This is a genomic window from Pseudomonas sp. NPDC086581, from assembly GCF_044746165.1.
In the GTDB taxonomy this organism is placed as follows: domain Bacteria; phylum Pseudomonadota; class Gammaproteobacteria; order Pseudomonadales; family Pseudomonadaceae; genus Pseudomonas.
This window is the reverse complement of sequence record NZ_JBIVBR010000008.1, coordinates 171,649-190,333: the sequence shown is the minus strand read 5'-3', so window position 1 is coordinate 190,333 and position 18,685 is coordinate 171,649. Positions and strand designations below refer to the sequence as shown.

At 65.1% G+C, this 18,685-nt stretch carries 16 protein-coding genes; 11 read left to right on the top strand and 5 right to left on the bottom strand.

Translation table 11 applies throughout. From position 1 onward, the window contains the following. Positions 1–78: 78 nt before the first annotated feature. From ACIPK7_RS17595 to ACIPK7_RS17580, 4 genes are read left to right on the top strand one after another with little or no spacing between them, the layout of a single operon-like run. Complete coding sequence (locus ACIPK7_RS17595; RefSeq protein ID WP_401089184.1) at positions 79–1,164, top strand: ABC transporter ATP-binding protein; 1,086 nt, start codon at positions 79–81, stop codon at positions 1,162–1,164. A gap of 56 nt (positions 1,165–1,220) precedes the next feature. Further along, a complete protein-coding gene (locus ACIPK7_RS17590) occupies positions 1,221–2,336 on the top strand; it encodes an ABC transporter substrate-binding protein (protein ID WP_192432946.1) in 1,116 nt (371 codons plus the stop codon). A gap of 15 nt (positions 2,337–2,351) precedes the next feature. Next, the gene (locus tag ACIPK7_RS17585) at positions 2,352–3,188 is read left to right on the top strand and encodes an ABC transporter permease (RefSeq protein ID WP_401089182.1); all 837 of its coding nucleotides are present in this window, start codon (positions 2,352–2,354) and stop codon (positions 3,186–3,188) included. Between the two features lie 10 nt (positions 3,189–3,198). Next, positions 3,199–4,014 (top strand): ABC transporter permease, encoded by an 816-nt coding sequence (locus ACIPK7_RS17580; protein WP_401089180.1) that lies wholly within the window; start codon positions 3,199–3,201, stop codon positions 4,012–4,014. Between the two features lie 129 nt (positions 4,015–4,143). Here the strand turns inward: ACIPK7_RS17580 and tusA are convergent, their stop codons facing one another. After that, on the bottom strand, positions 4,144–4,383 hold the full coding sequence (gene tusA, locus ACIPK7_RS17575; protein ID WP_015477744.1) for a sulfurtransferase TusA: 240 nt from the start codon (positions 4,381–4,383) through the stop codon (positions 4,144–4,146). A gap of 151 nt (positions 4,384–4,534) precedes the next feature. On the opposite strand from tusA, the gene ACIPK7_RS17570 reads away from it, so the two are divergent. After that, entirely contained in the window at positions 4,535–6,091 is a 1,557-nt protein-coding gene (locus ACIPK7_RS17570; protein ID WP_401089178.1) for an alpha/beta fold hydrolase, read from the top strand. Positions 6,092–6,210: 119 nt separating this feature from the next. Here ACIPK7_RS17570 and ACIPK7_RS17565 read toward each other — a convergent pair whose 3' ends face one another. Together ACIPK7_RS17565 and rlmM are read right to left on the bottom strand one after the other, a co-directional pair. Next, complete coding sequence (locus ACIPK7_RS17565; protein ID WP_192432942.1) at positions 6,211–7,089, bottom strand: MaoC family dehydratase; 879 nt, start codon at positions 7,087–7,089, stop codon at positions 6,211–6,213. Positions 7,090–7,189: 100 nt separating this feature from the next. Further along, positions 7,190–8,257, bottom strand: coding sequence for a 23S rRNA (cytidine(2498)-2'-O)-methyltransferase RlmM (rlmM, locus tag ACIPK7_RS17560; RefSeq protein WP_401089176.1), 1,068 nt, complete (start codon positions 8,255–8,257; stop codon positions 7,190–7,192). A gap of 359 nt (positions 8,258–8,616) precedes the next feature. Between rlmM and acnA the strand changes: the two genes are divergently transcribed. Next, on the top strand, positions 8,617–11,349 hold the full coding sequence (acnA, locus tag ACIPK7_RS17555) for an aconitate hydratase AcnA (RefSeq protein WP_401089174.1): 2,733 nt from the start codon (positions 8,617–8,619) through the stop codon (positions 11,347–11,349). Between the two features lie 195 nt (positions 11,350–11,544). Then, positions 11,545–13,110 carry a methyl-accepting chemotaxis protein gene (locus ACIPK7_RS17550; protein WP_401089172.1) on the top strand — a complete coding sequence of 522 codons (1,566 nt, stop codon included), beginning with the start codon at positions 11,545–11,547 and terminating at the stop codon, positions 13,108–13,110. A 219-nt stretch (positions 13,111–13,329) separates the two neighbouring features. Here the strand turns inward: ACIPK7_RS17550 and cprA are convergent, their stop codons facing one another. Together cprA and ACIPK7_RS17540 are read right to left on the bottom strand one after the other, a co-directional pair. Beyond that, positions 13,330–14,502, bottom strand: coding sequence for a cationic peptide resistance protein CprA (cprA, locus tag ACIPK7_RS17545; protein ID WP_225614883.1), 1,173 nt, complete (start codon positions 14,500–14,502; stop codon positions 13,330–13,332). A gap of 89 nt (positions 14,503–14,591) precedes the next feature. Next, positions 14,592–15,290, bottom strand: coding sequence for an alpha/beta fold hydrolase (locus ACIPK7_RS17540; protein WP_401089170.1), 699 nt, complete (start codon positions 15,288–15,290; stop codon positions 14,592–14,594). A 121-nt stretch (positions 15,291–15,411) separates the two neighbouring features. Between ACIPK7_RS17540 and ccoN the strand changes: the two genes are divergently transcribed. Genes ccoN through ccoP form a run of 4 tightly spaced genes read left to right on the top strand, consistent with a single transcriptional unit; the run spans position 15,412 to position 18,571 of the window. Continuing rightward, a complete protein-coding gene (ccoN, locus tag ACIPK7_RS17535) occupies positions 15,412–16,836 on the top strand; it encodes a cytochrome-c oxidase, cbb3-type subunit I (RefSeq protein WP_192432938.1) in 1,425 nt (474 codons plus the stop codon). 10 nt (positions 16,837–16,846) lie between these two features. Further along, complete coding sequence (gene ccoO, locus ACIPK7_RS17530; protein ID WP_017516306.1) at positions 16,847–17,455, top strand: cytochrome-c oxidase, cbb3-type subunit II; 609 nt, start codon at positions 16,847–16,849, stop codon at positions 17,453–17,455. A gap of 4 nt (positions 17,456–17,459) precedes the next feature. Further along, the gene (locus ACIPK7_RS17525) at positions 17,460–17,651 is read left to right on the top strand and encodes a CcoQ/FixQ family Cbb3-type cytochrome c oxidase assembly chaperone (protein ID WP_017516305.1); all 192 of its coding nucleotides are present in this window, start codon (positions 17,460–17,462) and stop codon (positions 17,649–17,651) included. Further along, on the top strand, positions 17,648–18,571 hold the full coding sequence (ccoP, locus tag ACIPK7_RS17520; protein ID WP_401089167.1) for a cytochrome-c oxidase, cbb3-type subunit III: 924 nt from the start codon (positions 17,648–17,650) through the stop codon (positions 18,569–18,571). The genes ACIPK7_RS17525 and ccoP overlap by 4 nt, the downstream gene beginning before the upstream one ends. Positions 18,572–18,685 lie beyond the last annotated feature (114 nt).

Below are 18,685 nucleotides of genomic sequence, written 5' to 3'. Positions count from 1 at the left end.
TAAAAAAAGGCCGCCGATCTTTACCCGATCCTCACCCGGCGGCCGCTCGAACAAGAACAAGAAATCGAGGTAAATGCAGTGGAGCGACAGCCCCAACTACGTGCCATCGGCATCGGTAAGAGCTACGGGAGTTTCAACGCGCTGGACAACGTCTCCATCGACATCCAGCAGGGCGAGTTCCTCACCCTCCTCGGCCCTTCGGGCTCCGGCAAGACCACCTTCCTGATGATCCTCGCCGGCTTCCAGAACCCATCCCGCGGCAAGCTCGAAGAGGACGGCGCCGACATCACCCGGCGCCCCGCCGAGAAACGCAACTTCGGCATGGTGTTCCAGGGCTACGCCCTGTTCCCGCACATGAGCATCGAGGACAACGTTGCCTTCCCGCTGAAGATCCGTGGCGTGAAGGCCGAAGAGCGCAACCGCCGCGTGCGCCACATGCTCGACGTGGTCGGCCTCGGCGAGCACCTGGGCAAGCGCCCCGGCGAGCTTTCCGGCGGCCAGCAGCAACGCGTGGCGATTGCCCGCGCCCTGGTATTCGAACCGGACATGCTGCTGCTCGACGAACCCCTCTCGGCGCTGGACAAGAACCTGCGCGAGCAACTTCAGGCCGAGCTGCAGCGCATCCACCGCCAGGTCGGCACCACCTTCGTCTTCGTCACCCACGACCAGAACGAAGCCCTCGCCCTGTCCACCCGCATCGCCATCTTCAACCGCGGCCAACTGGCCCAGGTCGACGACCCGCAGACCATCTACAACCAGCCCAGCAACCGCTTCGTCGCCGAATTCCTCGGCAAGATGAACCTGTTCCCGCTGAGCCAGGTGGGCCGCGCCGGCGAGCTGGCCTGCGGACGCTTCGGCGAGGCCGAGCTGCGCGCCAGCTATTCCAACGCCATGCAGGCCGAGGCGCCGCTGCTGGCGGTGCGCCCGGAACACATGCAGCTGCACAGCGCCCCGCCGCAGGTCAGCGGCCACAACGTGGTGCAGGCGGTGCTCACCGCCAAGACCTACCAGGGCGCCAGCACCGAGCTGTGCCTGGGTGCCGGCAGCGAGGGCAAGCAACCGATGAGCCTGGCCGTGCACGCCGACCACCAGGCCTCGCGCCTGGAACAGGGCGCGAAGGTCTGGCTGAGCTGGCCCATCGAGAAAAGCCTGCTGATCGCCTGAGTCGCCGAACGTGTTCGTCCCTTATTTGCCATCCCACCTGATCGGGAGCCGCCTCCATGTTCAATCCGCACCAGCAAGACTGCATCGAAGTCCTCATCGAAAAGACCCGTCGCGGACAGATCGACCGCCGTACCTTCCTCAAGGGCATGGGCCTGATGGCCGCCCTGCCGCTGGCGCTGCGCAACGGCGTGAGCTTCGCCGCCGGCGACAAGCCGCTGGTGGTGGTGAACTGGGGCGGCGACGCCATCAAGGCGTTCGGCAAGGCCTGGACCGAGGGCTTCTCCAAGGCCACCGGCATCGCCACCAAGATCGACGGCAGCGGCCCGACCGAAGGCGCTATCCGCACCCAGCTGTCCAGCGGCCGGGTGAGCTGGGACGTAGTCGACGCGGAAAGCTCGGTGCTGCAGATCCTGGGCAAGGAAGGGCTGGTCCAGCCCATCGACTACAACGTCGTCTCGAAGGATAAGGTCCTGCCGGGCTTCGCCTATGAATACGGCATCGCCGACTACATGCTCAGCTACGTGATCGCCTACGACAGCGAACGCTTCGGCGACAAGGCGCCCAAGACCTGGGCCGACTTCTGGGACGTGAAGACCTTCCCCGGCAAGCGCACGCTCTACAAGTGGATGAACGGCATGCTCGAGGCTGCGCTGCTGGCCGACGGTGTGACGCCCGACAAGCTCTACCCGCTGGACGTGCCGCGTGCTCTGAAGAAGATCGATGAGCTCAAGCCCCATATCCTGTCTTTCTGGGGCTCGGGCGCAGAGACCCAGCAACTGCTGATCGAGGGTGAAGTGTCCATGGGCGCCATCTGGAACACCCGCGCCCAAGTAATCACCGACGACAGTGAAGGCCGCATCAAATGGACCTTCGACAACGCCCTGCTGGGTTGCAGCAACTGGGGCGTGCTCAAGGGCAACCCGGCCGGCACCGAGGCGGCCATGAAGTTCATCGCCTACGCCCAGGACCCGCAGACCCAGGTGGAGCTTTTCAAGATGTTCGGCAATGGCCCTGCCAACCCCGCCGCCGCTGCGCTGATCCCGGACGACCGCAAGCACCTGAACTGCACCGATCCTGCAAACCTGCCCAAGCAGGTAATGCTCAGCCACGAGTGGTACACCGACCACTATGGGGCAACCCTGGAGCAGTACCTGACCCACATTTCCAAGTGACACGGAGCGCAGGTCATGGCCGATAACGCCCCCTCGCGGCTCAAGCTGGGCGCCCTGCTGCTGCCGCTGCCGGTGGTTCTGATCGTCTTCTACGTACTGCCCTTCCTCGGCGTGCTCGGCTGGAGCGTGACCCTGCCGGAGCCGGGGATCGAGCAGTACCAGCGGATCATGACGGACCCGGCGATCCACGACGTGCTCTGGCGAACCTTCCGCTTGTGCACCACGGTCAGCGTGATCTCCCTGCTGATCGCCTACCTGATGGCTTACTGCTGGGTCTACAGCCCGCCGTTCTGGCAGCGCGTGGTGGAAATCTGCGTGTTCATCCCGTTCTGGCTGTCGGTGCTGGTGCGTGCCTTCGGGTGGCTGATCGCCCTGCGCAGCAACGGCCTGCTCAACGACTGGCTGCAATATCTGGGCATCACCAGCGAGCCGTTGCAGCTCACACGGAACGAAATGGGCGTGGTGATCGGCATGGTGCATTTCATGGTGCCCTTCGCGCTGTTCCCCCTGGTGTCGACCATGCGCCGCCTCGACCCGCGCGTGCTGCTGGCCGCGCGCGGCCTGGGCGCCGGTCAGATGCGCACCTTCTGGAGCATCTTCGTGCCGCAGACCATTCCCGGCATCCTCGGCGCCTTCATCATCGTCTTCGTGTTCTGCCTGGGCTTCTTCATCACCCCGGCGATCCTCGGCGGCGGGCAGACTGTGATGGTGGCCGAGTACGTCTATCTGCAGATGTTCCAGACCAGCAACTGGGGCCTGGGCGCGGCGCTCTCGGTGGTACTGCTGACGCTGGTCAGCGGGATGATCTGGGCGCTGCTGCGCATGACCCGCGTCGACAAGCTGGTCGGTTGAGGACTCAACGATGAACGCACACGAAACCAAAACCCCCAGCCGCCTGCTGGCGACCATGGCGATGATCTTCATGGTCTTCCCGCTGCTGGCGGTGATCCCGGTGTCCTTCACCAGCAAGCGCTTTTTGTCGATGCCCAACGGCAACTGGTCGCTGCGCCACTACCAGGCTCTGCTGGACAGCCCCGAATGGCTCGCGGCCATCGGCCAGAGCCTGATCGTCGCGACCGCCACCTGCATCATCGCGACCGCGCTGGCGGTGAGCTTCAGCCTCGGCATCTGGTACCTGCGCTCGCGCCTGGCGACCCTGCTGATCGGCCTGGTGCTGCTGCCCATGGCGATCCCGCCGATGATCTCGGCGATGGTCCTGTACTTCATGGAAACCAAGGTCAGCCAGTTCGCCCCCGGCCTGGGCTACGACACCCTGTTCGGCCTGACCATCGCGCACATCGTGATGGTCGTGCCCTACGGCGTGGTGACCATGCTGGTGGCGCTGAGCCAACTGGACCGGCGCATCGAACTGGCGGCGCGCAACCTGGGCGCGAGCCTGGGCCAGACCACCTTCATGGTGGTGCTGCCGAACCTCAAGCTGGGCGTGGCGAGCACGGCGCTGCTGTGCTTTGCGCTCTCCTGGGAAGAGATCGCGGTAACCCTGTTCGTCACCAGTACCGAGGTGAACACCCTGCCCCGGCAGATCTGGTCCGGCCTGCGCGACAACATCGACCCGGCCGTGGCGGCCATCTCGGTGGTGCTGATCGCCCTGACCTTCATCGCGCTGGTCGGGCGGATGATCGCCCAGCGCATCGCCACACGCCCGGTCGGCAGCTGACGACTATCTGGAATTTCGGCTCAGCTGATTACCTTCACCCAAACCCTCTCCCAGAGGGTTGAGGTGAAGGTTGCCTCGCAGAGGAGTATCCAGTCCGCTCCTTCGCGCAATCCAGCATCGGCGGAATGATCACTCCGCCTTCTTGCGAATCCAGTACAGGTAGGTCCCCGCCTCCTCCTGCTGCTCCACCAGCTCGTGGCCGAGGAAGACGCAGAACTTGGGGATGTCGCGGCGGGTGGAAGGGTCGGTGGCGATCACCTTGAGCAGGCCGCCGGCCGGCAGGTCGCGCACCTTGTTGTGCAGCATCATGACCGGCTCGGGGCAGTTCAGGCCGGTGGCGTCGAGAATCGCATCGACAGGCTGGGACATCACGTCACTCCAGAAAAACCAATGGCGCATTGTCGCGCAAAGCGCACCGTGCGGTCACCCCGCGTCCGTCCGGGTCACCGAACCTTGGTTGGGGGGTGGGCGCTGCGGGCGCCGGGCATGCTGGCGCATTCGCCCCCACTATGGAAAGTCGATGCGCGCCCTCCTCTGCCTGTGCCTCGTGTTGCTCGCCGGCTGCGCCGCCCGCGACCAGGTCCCCGACTTCAACGCCAGCGCCGGGCAGGACCTGCCGGCTACCTGGTTCGAGGCCGTCATCACCGCCCGCGACGGCACGAAGCTCTCCGCTACCGTGTTCCAACCGGTACTCAAGGCCGGCGAAAGCGCCCCGCTGATCGTCCACACCCACGGTTGGGGCGGCTGGCGGGTGACCGGACCGGACGGTTACTACGGCAAGAACATGATGTCCGGTCGCGCCGCGCTGCGCGCCTGGAAGGCCGGCTTCTGGGTGGTCAGCTACGACCAGCGCGGCTGGGGCGGCAGCGACGGGCGCATCGAGATGATGAACCCGCAGTTCGAAGTGCAGGACGCCAGCGCGGTGATCGACTGGGCCACGGCGCATCTGGCCCGGCTGACTCTGGACGGCCCGAACGATCCGCGCGTCGGCATGCTCGGCGAAAGCTACGGCGGCGCCGTTCAACTGCTGGCCTCGGCAGAAGACCCGCGCATCGACGCCATCGTCCCCATCGCCACCTGGTACGACCTGGCCGACGCCCTGGCGCCGGACGGCCAGCTGAAGATCGGCTGGGGCGGCGTGCTGGTGAGCCTGGGGCTGGCCACCGGCTACGACCTGGGCAAGTTCGTCCAGGCCGATTACCTGCACACCACCGGCGGACGCATGGCCGCGCCGGTGCAGGCCGAACTGCATGCCAACAGCCTCGCCAGTTATTGCGCGGCCGGTCGTCTGCCCCACGCCGACGCCCTGCTGATCCAGGGCCTGCGCGACACACTGTTCCCGCTGGACCAAGGCCTGCAGATCCGACAATGCCTGAAACAGGGCCCCGCGGACGTACGCCTGCTGGGCATGCAGGGCGGGCACATCCTGCCGCCGCCGCTGCAGGCCTGGAGCGGGTTGCCACCGTTCAACAACGAGCCGGTGATCCATTGCGGCTCGCGGGCGATCAACCTCTATACCGGCATCGTCGCCTGGTACGAAGAAAAGCTGCGTAAGCGCCCCGGCGCCGCCGACGGCGTGCCGGACCTGTGCATCAGCCTCGATCTCGACCAGGGCGTGGCGCTGGACGACCTGCCGGCTCCCGGCCCCACCTTCGCATTGCCGGGCACCGCCATCCGCCCGGCGGTGAGCGGTCTGCTGCAACCTTCCCGGTTCATCCCCTTGCAGCGCGTCAGCGAACACAGCGCCCTGCTCGGCAGCGCCGAAGTACGCCTGAACCAGCCGCTGACGGAGCGCCCCGAAGCGCAGCTCTTCGCCGCCCTGGCGATCCGCAGCGCCGATGGCAGCACCCGACGCCTGGACGAACAGGTGAAACCGCTCGCGAACCAGGGCAGCACACGGTTGAACGCCGTCAGCGCCAGCCTCGTGCCGGGGGATGAAATTGGATTACTGGTAAGCGGGTTCAGCGACCAGTACCTGTTCAACAGTTCCTGGCGGATTGCCCCCGTGGAATTGCAAGGTGAAGTGCAACTGCCCGGCCTTGTACCGCTGCAACCGCGCGTCGCCACGAGTCGTTGACTGCTCTGCCATGCTGTTCGCGAGCAAGCTCGCTCCTACGAAAAGCGTGCACCGATGCGAACCTGTAGGAGCGAGCTTGCTCGCGAACCAAGCCGCAATAATTCGTCCAAGCTAAGCGCCTAACGCAACGGCCCGTCCGGCGCCTCGTCCAGCTGCGCCAGCAGCATCGGCTGGCCATCGCCCTCGGCGGGCAGCAGCGCCCACTGCTCCTTCTTGCCCAGGCGACGGTAGACCTGCTTCACCTGGCTACCCAGCGGCAGCGGCGCCTTGAAGTGCGCATCCAGGCGCACGTTCTCGGCCAGGCGACGGCCGGTCAGGCTGCGCGCCAGGCCCCACATGCCGTGGGCGAAGGGTTTGCCGAAGCCATAGTGCGAGGCCATCAGCCGTGACAGGTGCAGCGGGTTGAAGTCGCCGCTCAGCCCGGCGTAGCGCCAACCGACAATCTTCGGCACGCGCCACTGCACGCCCGCATGCACCGGCGCTTCCAGGGTCTGCCACTGGGCGCGCTCGGGCAGTGGATCGGGCTGGCTCCCGTCATCGAGGAAATCACCCCGGCGCAGGTAGGTGGTGATCGACTGCCAGTAGAGCATGTCGTGGTGCCAGGCCTCGGTGACCACGTCCACCTCCAGGCCCAGCTCGCTGCGGCGACTGGTGAGGATGCGGCAGTCGAACTGCAGCGGCTCGTTCTCGTCGAGCATGCGGTAGCGCTGGATATGGCTGCGCAGGTGGATCAGCCCGACCACCGACAGCGGCATGCGCGAGCGGCTGAGCAGGCGCAGGTGCAGCGGCAGGCTGATGACCTGCGGATAGAGCAACGGCACGCCCAGCGTCGGGTCGAGGCCGAAGTGCTGGCGGTACGCGCGCAGGTGGCGCAGGTCGAATTTCAGGGTGCGGCTGTCCATCGCCAGGTAGGGCACACGCTCGCCCTGGCCGAGGCCACGGCGTGGCAGCAGCATGCGGCTGTAACTGCCCAGAAGGGAGGGCAACTTTCGCTTCACGAAGGTCTCCGGAAGATCTCGCGCCGCACAGCATGGGCAATGCCGGGCGGCTCGGCAAGTCACCGAAGGTCGGGTGGCGTGACCGGGTAGTTCCGCGTCGCTAGCGCTCGCCCTTCTCGAGTCGGCGCAGGTGGCAGGTCACTTCCTCGCGGTCATGGTAGAGCTGCTTGCAGCCGATCTGCACCTTCAGCCCGCGCTCGCGGAAGGACTCCTCCAGGCGGTCGAGGATACGCCGCACCTCGGCGTAGCGCTGCTTCATCGGCAACTTGAGGTTGACAATGGCCTCGCGGCACAACCCCTCGCCGATCCAGGTTTCGATCATCGCCCCAGTGCGCGCGGGCTTCTCGACGATGTCGCAGACCATCCAGTCCATGCGCTGGCGCGGACGGAAGGCGTAACCGTCAACGCGCTGGTGCTCGACCAGCCCGGAGTACATCAGGTTCTCCGCCATCGGCCCGTTGTCCACGGCGACCACGCGCATCTCCCGGTTCACCAGCTGCCAGGTCCAGCCGCCGGGCGATGCGCCCAGGTCCACGGCGAGCATGTCCGGCGCCAGGCGGCGGTCCCAGTCGGCGCGCGGAATGAAGTGGTGCCAGGCCTCTTCCAGCTTCAGCGTCGAGCGGCTGGGAGCCTCGCGGGGAAATTTCAGGCGCGGGATACCCATGGGCCACATGGCGCAGTTGCGCGCCTCGGCCAGGCCGATGAAGGCCTCGCGGCCGGAGCGGAAGGTCAGCAGCAGGCGCGGCAGGCTGGGGTCTTCCACCAACTTGCCGGATTTCACCAAGGCGGCGCGCAGGGGCTTCTCGAACTTGCGGCAGAAGGTCGATAGCTCCTTGCCGTCGTTGGTATCGAACACCTCCAGCCAGAGGCTGCCGCATGCCGGAAAGTCGGCCAGGGCCTCGAGGATCGCACCGATGCGGTCCGTTTCCGGCAGCGCGGTGAAGCCATTCCCACGCGCCCACTGGCGCGGGAAGATCAGCTCAGGGAAACGCAACTGGCGCATCAGGCGGCCAGCGCCATCGGCGTCCATGCAGATGAACTCGGCGTAGGCGGAAGACGGCTTGGCTCGGGCGTAGCCGGGGATGTCCAGGCGCGCGGCGTGCTCGGACAGCTCGGCACAGACCTCGTTCTCGAAGCCTGGACGGCAATGCAGTAAGAGGGTATTCATCGGGGTGTCTCCTTGGCCGCGCACTATAGAGGCTGCCCGCACAGGTTTCATGCAGATTCGCAGGAAACTTCCCACGACCATATTCACTTGATCTGAACCCCACTGGGGAACCTGGGGTCCAGAACAGATGGCAATACCCCTTCGGGCGGTCTAGCTTGAGTGGTCTGGCTCAGCCCGCCAGAAGACTACCCGATGATTGCCCTGCCTGGCGAAGATGCCACCGACCGCAGCCTGTCTGAATGGACCAGGCCTGCGATGGATCAGGACGTTAGCGCCCTCCTTCGCCAAGTATCGCCTGTGCGCCGTTGATTCGGCCGCGCCGCCGATCACGAGCAGAATCCAAGCCTGAGGAGAATGTCATGCCCGCAGTGGATAGCCTGAACAGCCTGCGCACCCTTGAGGTCGCCGGCAAGACCTATCACTACTACAGCCTGCCTGAAGCGGCGAAGAGTCTGGGGGATCTGGGCAAGCTGCCCATGTCCCTGAAAGTCCTGCTGGAAAACCTGTTGCGCTGGGAGGACGACAACACCGTCACCGGCGACGACCTCAAAGCCCTGGCCGGCTGGCTGAAGACCCGCAGCTCCGAGCGCGAGATCCAGTACCGCCCCGCCCGCGTGCTGATGCAGGACTTCACCGGCGTACCGGCGGTGGTCGACCTCGCCGCCATGCGCGACGCCATGGCCAAGGCCGGAGGCGACCCGCAGAAGATCAACCCGCTGTCGCCCGTCGACCTGGTCATCGACCACTCGGTGATGGTGGACAAGTTCGCCAGCCAGTCCGCCTTCGCCCAGAACGTCGAGATCGAGATGGAGCGCAACGGCGAGCGCTACGCCTTCCTGCGCTGGGGGCAGAACGCCTTCGACAACTTCCGGGTGGTGCCGCCGGGCACCGGCATCTGTCACCAGGTCAACCTGGAGTACCTGGGGCGCACGGTCTGGACCAAGGATGAGGACGGCCGCACCTACGCCTTCCCCGACACCCTGGTCGGCACCGACTCACATACCACCATGATCAATGGCCTCGGCGTGCTCGGCTGGGGCGTGGGTGGCATCGAGGCGGAAGCGGCCATGCTTGGCCAGCCGGTGTCGATGCTGATCCCCGAGGTGATCGGCTTCAAGCTGACCGGCAAGCTGAAGGAAGGCATCACCGCCACCGACCTGGTGCTGACTGTCACCCAGATGCTGCGCAAGAAAGGCGTCGTCGGAAAATTCGTCGAGTTCTATGGCGATGGCCTCGCCGACCTGCCGCTGGCCGACCGCGCCACCATCGCCAACATGGCACCGGAATACGGCGCCACCTGCGGCTTCTTCCCAGTGGACGAGATCACCCTGGGCTACCTGCGCCTGTCCGGCCGCCCGGATGACGCCGTCAAGCTGGTGGAGGCATACAGCAAGGCCCAGGGTCTGTGGCGCGAGAAAGGCCATGAGCCGGTATTCACCGACACCCTGCAACTGGACATGGGCGACGTCGAAGCCAGCCTCGCCGGGCCCAAGCGCCCGCAGGACCGCGTCGCCCTCGGCCATGTCAGCCAGGCCTTCGATGACTTCCTCGGCCTGCAGATCAAACCCGCTCCCACCGAGGAAGGCCGCCTGCTCAGCGAGGGCGGTGGTGGTGCCGCCGTCGGCTCGGCGGAGTCCACCGGGGAAGCCGACTATCACTACGAAGGCCAGACCCACCGGCTGAAGAACGGCGCCGTGGTGATCGCCGCCATCACCTCCTGCACCAACACGTCCAACCCCAGCGTGATGATGGCCGCCGGCCTGCTGGCGAAGAAGGCACTGGAGAAAGGTCTGCAACGCAAACCCTGGGTGAAGAGCTCGCTGGCGCCCGGCTCCAAGGTGGTCACCGAGTACTTCCAGGCCGCCGGCCTGACCCGTTATCTGGACGAGTTGGGCTTTGACCTGGTGGGCTACGGCTGCACCACCTGCATCGGCAACTCCGGCCCGCTGCTGGAGCCCATCGAGAAGGCCATTCAGCAGGCCGACCTGACCGTCGCCTCGGTGCTGTCCGGCAACCGCAACTTCGAAGGCCGCGTGCATCCGCTGGTGAAGACCAACTGGCTGGCCTCGCCGCCGCTGGTGGTCGCCTACGCCCTGGCCGGCACCGTGCGCACCGACCTGACCAGGGACCCGCTGGGCACCGGCAAGGACGGCAAGCCGGTCTATCTGAAGGACATCTGGCCGACCCAGCAGGAAATCGCCGACGCCGTACAGAAAGTGGGCACGGAAATGTTCCACAAGGAGTACGCAGAAGTCTTCCATGGCGATGAGAAATGGCGCGCGATCCAGGTGCCGGACGCCAAGACCTACACCTGGCAGGACGATTCCACCTACATCCAGCATCCGCCGTTCTTCGAGCACATCGCCGAGGCGCCGCCGAAAGTCGAGGATATCCAGGGCGCCAACATCCTCGCGGTACTGGGCGACTCGGTAACCACCGACCACATTTCCCCCGCCGGCAACATCAAGAAGGACAGCCCCGCGGGCCGTTACCTCAGCGAGCACGGCGTGGCGTACGCCGACTTCAACTCCTACGGCTCGCGCCGCGGGAATCATGAGGTGATGATGCGCGGCACCTTCGCCAACATCCGCATCAAGAACGAAATGCTCGGCGGCGAGGAAGGCGGCAATACCCTCTACGTACCCACTGGCGACAAGCTCGCAATCTACGACGCCGCCATGCGTTACCAGAAGGACGGCACGCCGCTGGTGATAGTCGCCGGCAAGGAATACGGCACCGGTTCTTCCCGCGACTGGGCAGCCAAGGGCACCAACCTGCTGGGGGTGAAAGCCGTGATCGCCGAGAGTTTCGAGCGTATACACCGCTCCAACCTGGTGGGCATGGGCGTGCTGCCACTGCAGTTCAAGGACGGCCAGGACCGCAAGGCGCTGAAGCTGACCGGCAAGGAAGTGCTGAGCATCAGCGGCCTGTCGGGCGAGCTGAAGCCGCACATGAACCTCAAGGTCGCGGTGAAGCGCGAGGACGGCAGCCAGGACAGCTTCGAGGCGCTCTGCCGCATCGATACCCAGAACGAAGTCGAGTACTTCAAGGCCGGCGGCATCCTCCACTACGTGCTGCGCAGCCTGATCTAAAGCGGTGCGGCGGCCTGCAACGGGCCGCCGCCCTCCTTCTTTCGTTTCATTTCCGTGACCAGTGGCGATACGCTATCGTCATTCCCTCGGCGTCACTCTTCTGACATTTTTTTGTGATTGCCATCAAATTTTCGATCCAGCGGCCGATAAGCTGGACAGACGTGCCAATTCGCCTTACTCCGAGATCCCAGCCTGATGCGCAACAACCAGCCGATCACCCAGCGTGAACGCTCCTTCCCCGCCGAACAGCGGCTGATCTCCACCACCAACGCCCGCGGTGTCATCAGTTACGTCAACGATGCCTTCACCGCCATCAGCGGCTTCTCCCGCGAGGATCTGGTGGGCGCGGCGCACAACCTGGTGCGCCATCCGGACGTGCCGCCGGCGGTATTCGCGCACATGTGGACGACCCTGAAGAAAGGCCGCCCGTGGATGGGTATCGTCAAGAACCGCTGCAAGAACGGCGACCATTACTGGGTCAGCGCCTACGTCACGCCGATGTACGAGCACAACGAGATCGTCGGCTACGAATCGGTGCGGGTGAAGCCCACTGCGGAGCAGGTGCGCCGCGCCGAAGCGCTGTACGCGCGGATCAACGCCGGCAAGTCGGCCATTCCCTCCCGCGACCGCTGGTTGCCGGTGCTGCTGGACTGGCTCCCGTTCATCCTGATCGGCCAGATCGGCTTCCTCATCGGCGCCTGGCTGAACTCTCACTGGGGTTTCCTGCTGGCCGCCCTGCTCTCGATCCCGCTGGGCCTCGCCGGCCTGGGCTGGCAGCAACGCGGGCTGAAGCGCCTGCTGCGCCTGGCCGAGCAGACTACCTCCGACCCGCTGATCGCACAGATGTACACCGACAGCCGCGGCGCCCAGGCACGCCTGGAAATGTCGATCCTCAGCCAGGAAGCAAGGCTGAAGACCTGCCTGACCCGTCTGCAGGACACCGCCGAAACCCTCACCGAGCAGGCCCGCGAAGCGGATTCCCTGGCCCACCACAGTTCCGCCGGGCTGGACCGCCAGCGCCAGGAAACCGAGCAGGTGGCCACCGCCGTCAACCAGATGGCCGCCACCACTCAGGAAGTGGCCGACAACGTGCAGCGCACCGCCGATGCCACTCGCCAGGCCAACAACCTGACCACCGAAGGCCGGCAGATCGCCGCCGAGACGCGCGAGGCCATGCAGCGTCTTTCCAGCTCCGTGGGCGAAACCGGTGAAGCCGTCAGCCAACTGGCCCGCGACAGCGAGCAGATCGGTGGCGTGGTGGACGTGATCAAGGGCATCGCCGACCAGACCAACCTGCTGGCGCTCAACGCCGCCATCGAAGCCGCCCGTGCCGGCGAGATGGGCCGCGGTTTCGCCGTGGTCGCCGATGAAGTCCGCTCCCTGGCCCAGCGCACTGCCGAGTCCACCGGGCAGATTCACCAGCTCATCGCCAACCTGCAGAACACCGCCACCGAGGCGGTGCGCGCCATGGACTCCGGCCGCCGCCAGGCCGACGAAGGCGTGGAGCGCGTGCTGCAGGCGGACAACGCGCTGGTGGGGATCAGCGATGCGGTGGCCAACATCACCGAAATGGCCACCCAGATCGCCGCCGCGGCGGAGGAACAGAGCGCCGTCGCCGAGGAGATCAATCGCAACATCAGCACCATCGCCAATCTCGCCGACCAGACTTCCGGCGAGGCGCAGCGCACCGCCCTGCTCAGCGAAGAGCTGACACAGACCGCGCAAAGGCAGTACTCGCTGGTGGAGCGCTTCAACCGCTAGGGCCAAAGCTCACCTAGGACCGTAGGGCGAATAACGCCCCAGGCGTTATCCGCCATTGCGGCGGATAACCCGTTCCGGGTTATGCGCCCTACGCTCTGATCCAGAGACTAGCTGTAGGAGCGAGCTTGCTCGCGATCCCCTCCCCACCGGAACTGCCGGCCCGTTCGTTCGCGAGCAGGCTCGCTCCTACAAGGTCAAGGAACGCAGCGTTCTAGCGAGTCACTTGAAATCCCACTGCATCTGAGCCGGGATGCTGACATCCCGCGAGGAATGCACGCACACGTCCACGTAGTCGGTGAAGCGCGGTGGTGCGGCAATGCCTTCATCCAGCAGACGCTGGTTATCGAACAGGTAGTTGAGGTCGGCGAAGCCGCTGTAAAGGCGTAACGCCCGCAGCACCAGGCGCGGGTTGGCCTTGCCGATGCGGCTCTCGAAGCTGCCGGCCAGTTCGCGCAGATCCTCGCTGCTGACCTTGCGGTAGCGAGCCCCCACGGGTTGCTCGCCACGCGCGTCGGCATAGGCGCGATCAATCTCGCCAAAGGTGCACGCCGAACCGTGGCCGGCGGAGATGTGATAGAGACTGTGGCTCAGCGTCGGCTTGAGCGCCAGAGCCACCAGCGCTTCGGCGCAGTAGTCCACCGGGATCACGTCGATCTGCTCATCCAGGTCGCAGGTGAAGCTCTCCAAGGCGAAGCCCATGCGGAACACCCAGAAAATGCTCCCTGACGCACGGCAGCCCAGTTCGCGGTGCCCAACCACGATGGAGGGGCGCGCGACCACCAGCGGCAACGACGGCAGCTCTTCGCGCATGCGTCGCTCGATCTCGGCCTTGGAGGCGGTGTAGTCCACCAGTTGCTCTTCAGTGTCGGGGAAGTCCCAGGACTCGCGCACCGGCGACTCGCGCTGCGGTCCGCAGCACATGGCCGTGCCCACGTGAAGGAAGCGCTTGAGGTTGCGCGACTGGCTGAGCAGGCGGGCAAACGCGAAGGTGCCCTCGACGTTTACCGGCCAGATGCTCGGGTTCTTCGAGAACGAAGCCACCGCCGCGCAGTTGATCACCTGCTCCACGCGCATCAGGCGGGCGCGCTCGTCCTGCATCCACGCAGTGTCCAGCAGGTCGCCGCAGAGAATCTGGTCCTCTTGAAGGCCCTTCAGCGCAGTCTCCGGCACGCAATGCAGGCGCAGGTTGTCACGCAACCGCTCCAGGCCCTGCTCCGAAGTTTCTGCTCGGACGAGAAACAGCAACGCTGGACCGTGGCCGTCCGCGATCAGGTGGGCAGCAACGGAGCCGCCGAGAAAGCCGGTCGCGCCAGTCAGCAACAGGCTGTGCGCGGCGCCGGGGGCGTATCGGAAGGATTGGGTGGCAATGCGTTCAGCGTAATCGGGGTTCATGGCAGCGTTCAGCCTGTCCTCTGGAAGCGGGGCGTCGACTCCGGGGAGCCGACGCTGGCGAGGATAGGAACGCCTGCATTAAGGACCGATTAGCGCAATAGAAAAGCTTCGATCCTGGCGGCTGTGCTTTCCAGATGTTGCTCGTGGGTCAGCCCGGAGGCCTTGAGCGGCTTGAGGTCGTGGTCGGCGGCGGCCAGCCACTGCAATTGGATCGCTGGCGACAGCGAGTAGCTCTCGACCGTGGGGCGATCTCCCAGCGCATCACGCTCGCCCTGCACGATCAGCGTCGGCGTCTTCAGCTCAGCGAGATGGGCAACGCGCGGCTTCTCAGGCTTGCCGGCGGCATAGAACGGGTAGCCGAGACAGACCAGCGCGTCGGCGCCCAACTCGTCCGCCAGCAGGCTGGCTATCCGCCCGCCCATGGACTTTCCGCCGATGACCAGCTGGCCCGATACCTCAGCGCGGACCTGCGCGTAAACCTGCCGCCAGCACTCGAGCAACTGCTTCTGCGGGTTCGGCGGGCGGCGCTTTCCGTCCTGTCGGCGCATAGCCATATAGGGGAACTCGAAGCGCACCACTGAGATACCCCTTTCGGCCAGGCGCGCAGCGATGTCGTCCATGAACGGACTGTCCATCGGCGCACCCGCTCCGTGCGCCAGAACCAGCGTCGCCGACAGCTCGCCACGTGCCGGGTTCCGGAGCAGCGACAAAGGACCGCAGGCGCCCGCGACAGGGGTCTCAGGTGCCAATTGATCCGAATCAATATTCCGGGAGGTGCCTTTATCCATCCTTCACTCCGCTAATTCCGAATTAGTACCTATCCCAAGGGGGAGGGGCGGCATACGCCGTAAGCCGTAAAAAACCTTGCCGGGATGGGCATAGCCCATAACCGTGGATGGAAGCCCATAAATGAGCACAACCAATCAGACCGCTTATAACTATAAGGTGGTCCGCCAGTTCGCCATTATGACAGTGGTGTGGGGGATCGTCGGCATGGCCGTCGGTGTCCTGATCGCCGCGCAATTGGTGTGGCCGGACCTTAACCTCGGCTTACCGTGGACGAGCTTCGGCCGCCTGCGTCCGCTGCACACCAACGCGGTGATCTTCGCCTTCGGCGGCTGCGCACTGTTCGCCACCAGCTACTACTCGGTGCAGCGTACCTGCCAGACCCGCCTGTTCGCGGGGCCGCTCGCTTCCTTCACCTTCTGGGGTTGGCAGCTGGTGATCCTGTGCGCCGCCATCACCCTGCCGCTGGGCTACACCTCCTCCAAGGAGTACGCCGAGCTGGAATGGCCGATCGACATCCTGATCACCATCGTCTGGGTTTCATACGCCATCGTCTTCTTCGGCACGCTGATGAAGCGCAAGACCAAGCACATCTATGTGGGCAACTGGTTCTTCGGTGCCTTCATCCTGACCGTGGCGATTCTGCACGTGGTCAACAACCTGGAAATCCCGGTCAGCCTGACCAAGTCCTACTCGCTGTACTCGGGCGCCACCGACGCCATGATCCAGTGGTGGTACGGCCACAACGCCGTGGGCTTCTTCCTGACCGCCGGCTTCCTGGGGATGATGTACTACTTCGTTCCGAAGCAGGCCGAGCGCCCGGTCTACTCCTACCGCCTGTCCATCGTGCACTTCTGGGCACTTATCGCCGTCTACATCTGGGCTGGTCCGCACCACCTGCACTACACCGCGCTGCCGGACTGGGCGCAATCGCTGGGCATGGTGATGTCCCTGATCCTCCTGGCTCCGAGCTGGGGCGGCATGATCAACGGCATGATGACCCTCTCCGGCGCCTGGCATAAGCTGCGCACCGACCCGATCCTGCGCTTCCTGGTGGTTTCCCTGGCCTTCTACGGCATGTCCACCTTCGAAGGCCCGATGATGGCAATCAAGACCGTCAACGCCCTCTCCCACTACACCGACTGGACCATTGGCCACGTACACGCTGGCGCTCTGGGCTGGGTAGCCATGGTCTCAATCGGCTCGCTGTATCACCTGATCCCGAAGGTCTTCGGCCGCGAGCAGATGCACAGTGTGGGCCTGATCAACACCCACTTCTGGCTGGCCACCATCGGCACCGTTCTCTACATCGCTTCGATGTGGGTCAACGGCATCACCCAGGGCCTGATGTGGCGCGCAGTGAACTCCGACGGCACCCTCACCTACTCCTTCGTCGAAGCCCTGGCCGCCGGCCACCCCGGCTTCATCGTGCGGATGATCGGTGGTGCCATCTTCCTGCTGGGCATGCTGGTCATGGCCTACAACGTCTGGCGCACCGTCGCCGCCGCCAAGCCGGCTGAAATGCAAGCCGCGGCGCAGATGGCCTGAGGAGACCGACATGAAACACGAAGTACTTGAGAAAAACGTCGGCCTGCTGGCCCTGTGCATGGCCGTGGCCGTCAGCATCGGCGGCCTGACCCAGATCGTCCCGCTGTTCTTCCAGGACGTCACCAACACCCCGGTGGAAGGCATGAAGCCCTACACCGCCCTGCAACTGGAAGGCCGTGACGTGTACATCCGCGAAGGCTGCGTGGGCTGCCACTCGCAGATGATCCGTCCGTTCCGCGCCGAGACCGAGCGCTACGGCCACTACTCCGTCGCCGGCGAAAGCGTCTGGGACCACCCGTTCCTGTGGGGCTCCAAGCGTACCGGCCCGGACCTGGCCCGCGTCGGCGGCCGCTACTCGGACGACTGGCACCGCGCGCACCTCTACAACCCGCGCAACGTGGTGCCGGAATCGAAGATGCCCGCCTACCCCTGGCTGGTCGAGAACAAGCTCGACGGCAAGGACACAGCAAAGAAACTGGAAGTGATGCGTGTCATGGGCGTGCCCTACACGGACGACGACATCGCTGGCGCCAGCGATTCCGTCAAGGGCAAGACCGAAATGGACGCGGTAGTCGCGTACCTGCAGGTCCTCGGCACCTCCATCAAGAACAAGCGGTGACAGCATGGATATCGGGACCATTCGCGGCCTCGGCACCGTCATCGTGATGGTGGCCTTCGTCGGCGTACTGCTCTGGGCTTACGGCGGCAAACGCAAGGAGCGCTTCGACGAAGACGCGCTACTGCCCTTCGCGGATGACCCGGCAGCCAAGCGTCACGCTGAGCAAGAGCAAGCTTCTAGGAGCAACAACGCATGACTACCTTCTGGAGTCTGTACATCACCGTTCTAACAGTCGGCTCGCTGATCGCCCTGCTGTGGCTGGTATTCGCCACCCGCAGCGGGCAGTCCTCGAACACCACCGACCAGACCATGGGCCATGCCTTCGATGGCATCGAGGAATACGACAACCCGCTGCCCAAGTGGTGGTTCCTGCTGTTCGTCGGCACCATCGTGTTCGCCGCCGGCTACCTGGTGCTCTACCCGGGCCTGGGGAACTGGAAAGGCGTCCTGCCGGGCTATGACGGCGGCTGGACCCAGGACAAGCAGTGGGAACGCGAAGAAGCGCTGGCCAAGGAAAAATACGGCCCGATCTTCGCCAAATACGCTGCCATGCCCGTGGAAGAAGTCGCGAAAGATCCGCAAGCCATGAAAATGGGCGAGCGCCTCTTCGCCACCTACTGCTCCATCTGCCACGGCTCGGACGCCAAGGGCGCCCAGGGCTTCCCGAACCTGACCGACAGCGACTGGCGCTGGGGCGGCACCGCCCAGGACATCGAGACCACCATCATGGGTGGCCGTCACGCTGCCATGCCGGCCTGGGGCGAAGTGCTGGGCGAGAAAGGCGTGCAGGACGTAGCTGCCTTCGTCACCGCTCAACTGGACGGCCGCAAGCTGCCCGAGGGCGTGACCGCCGAGAATGTCGACAACGGCGGCAAGCTGTTCGCCACCACCTGCGTCGCCTGCCACGGTCCAGAAGGCAAGGGCAACCCGATCATGGGCGCGCCTGACCTGACCCACCCGGGCGCCTTCATCTACGGTTCCAGCTACGCGCAACTGCAGCAGACCATCCGTCACGGCCGCCAGGGCCAGATGCCGGCGCAGGAGCAATACCTGGGCAAAGACAAAGTGCACATTCTCGCCGGTTACATCTACAACATTTCCGGCCAGGCGAAGTAAACTCCTCGCCCCCAACTCGCGCCCCTTAAAACGGGCGCGAGTTTCTTACCTCCGCAATATCGCGACGAAGTGTCGCACCCTCTCTATCTCCTTTCTTCACACCCTTCCGGTTCA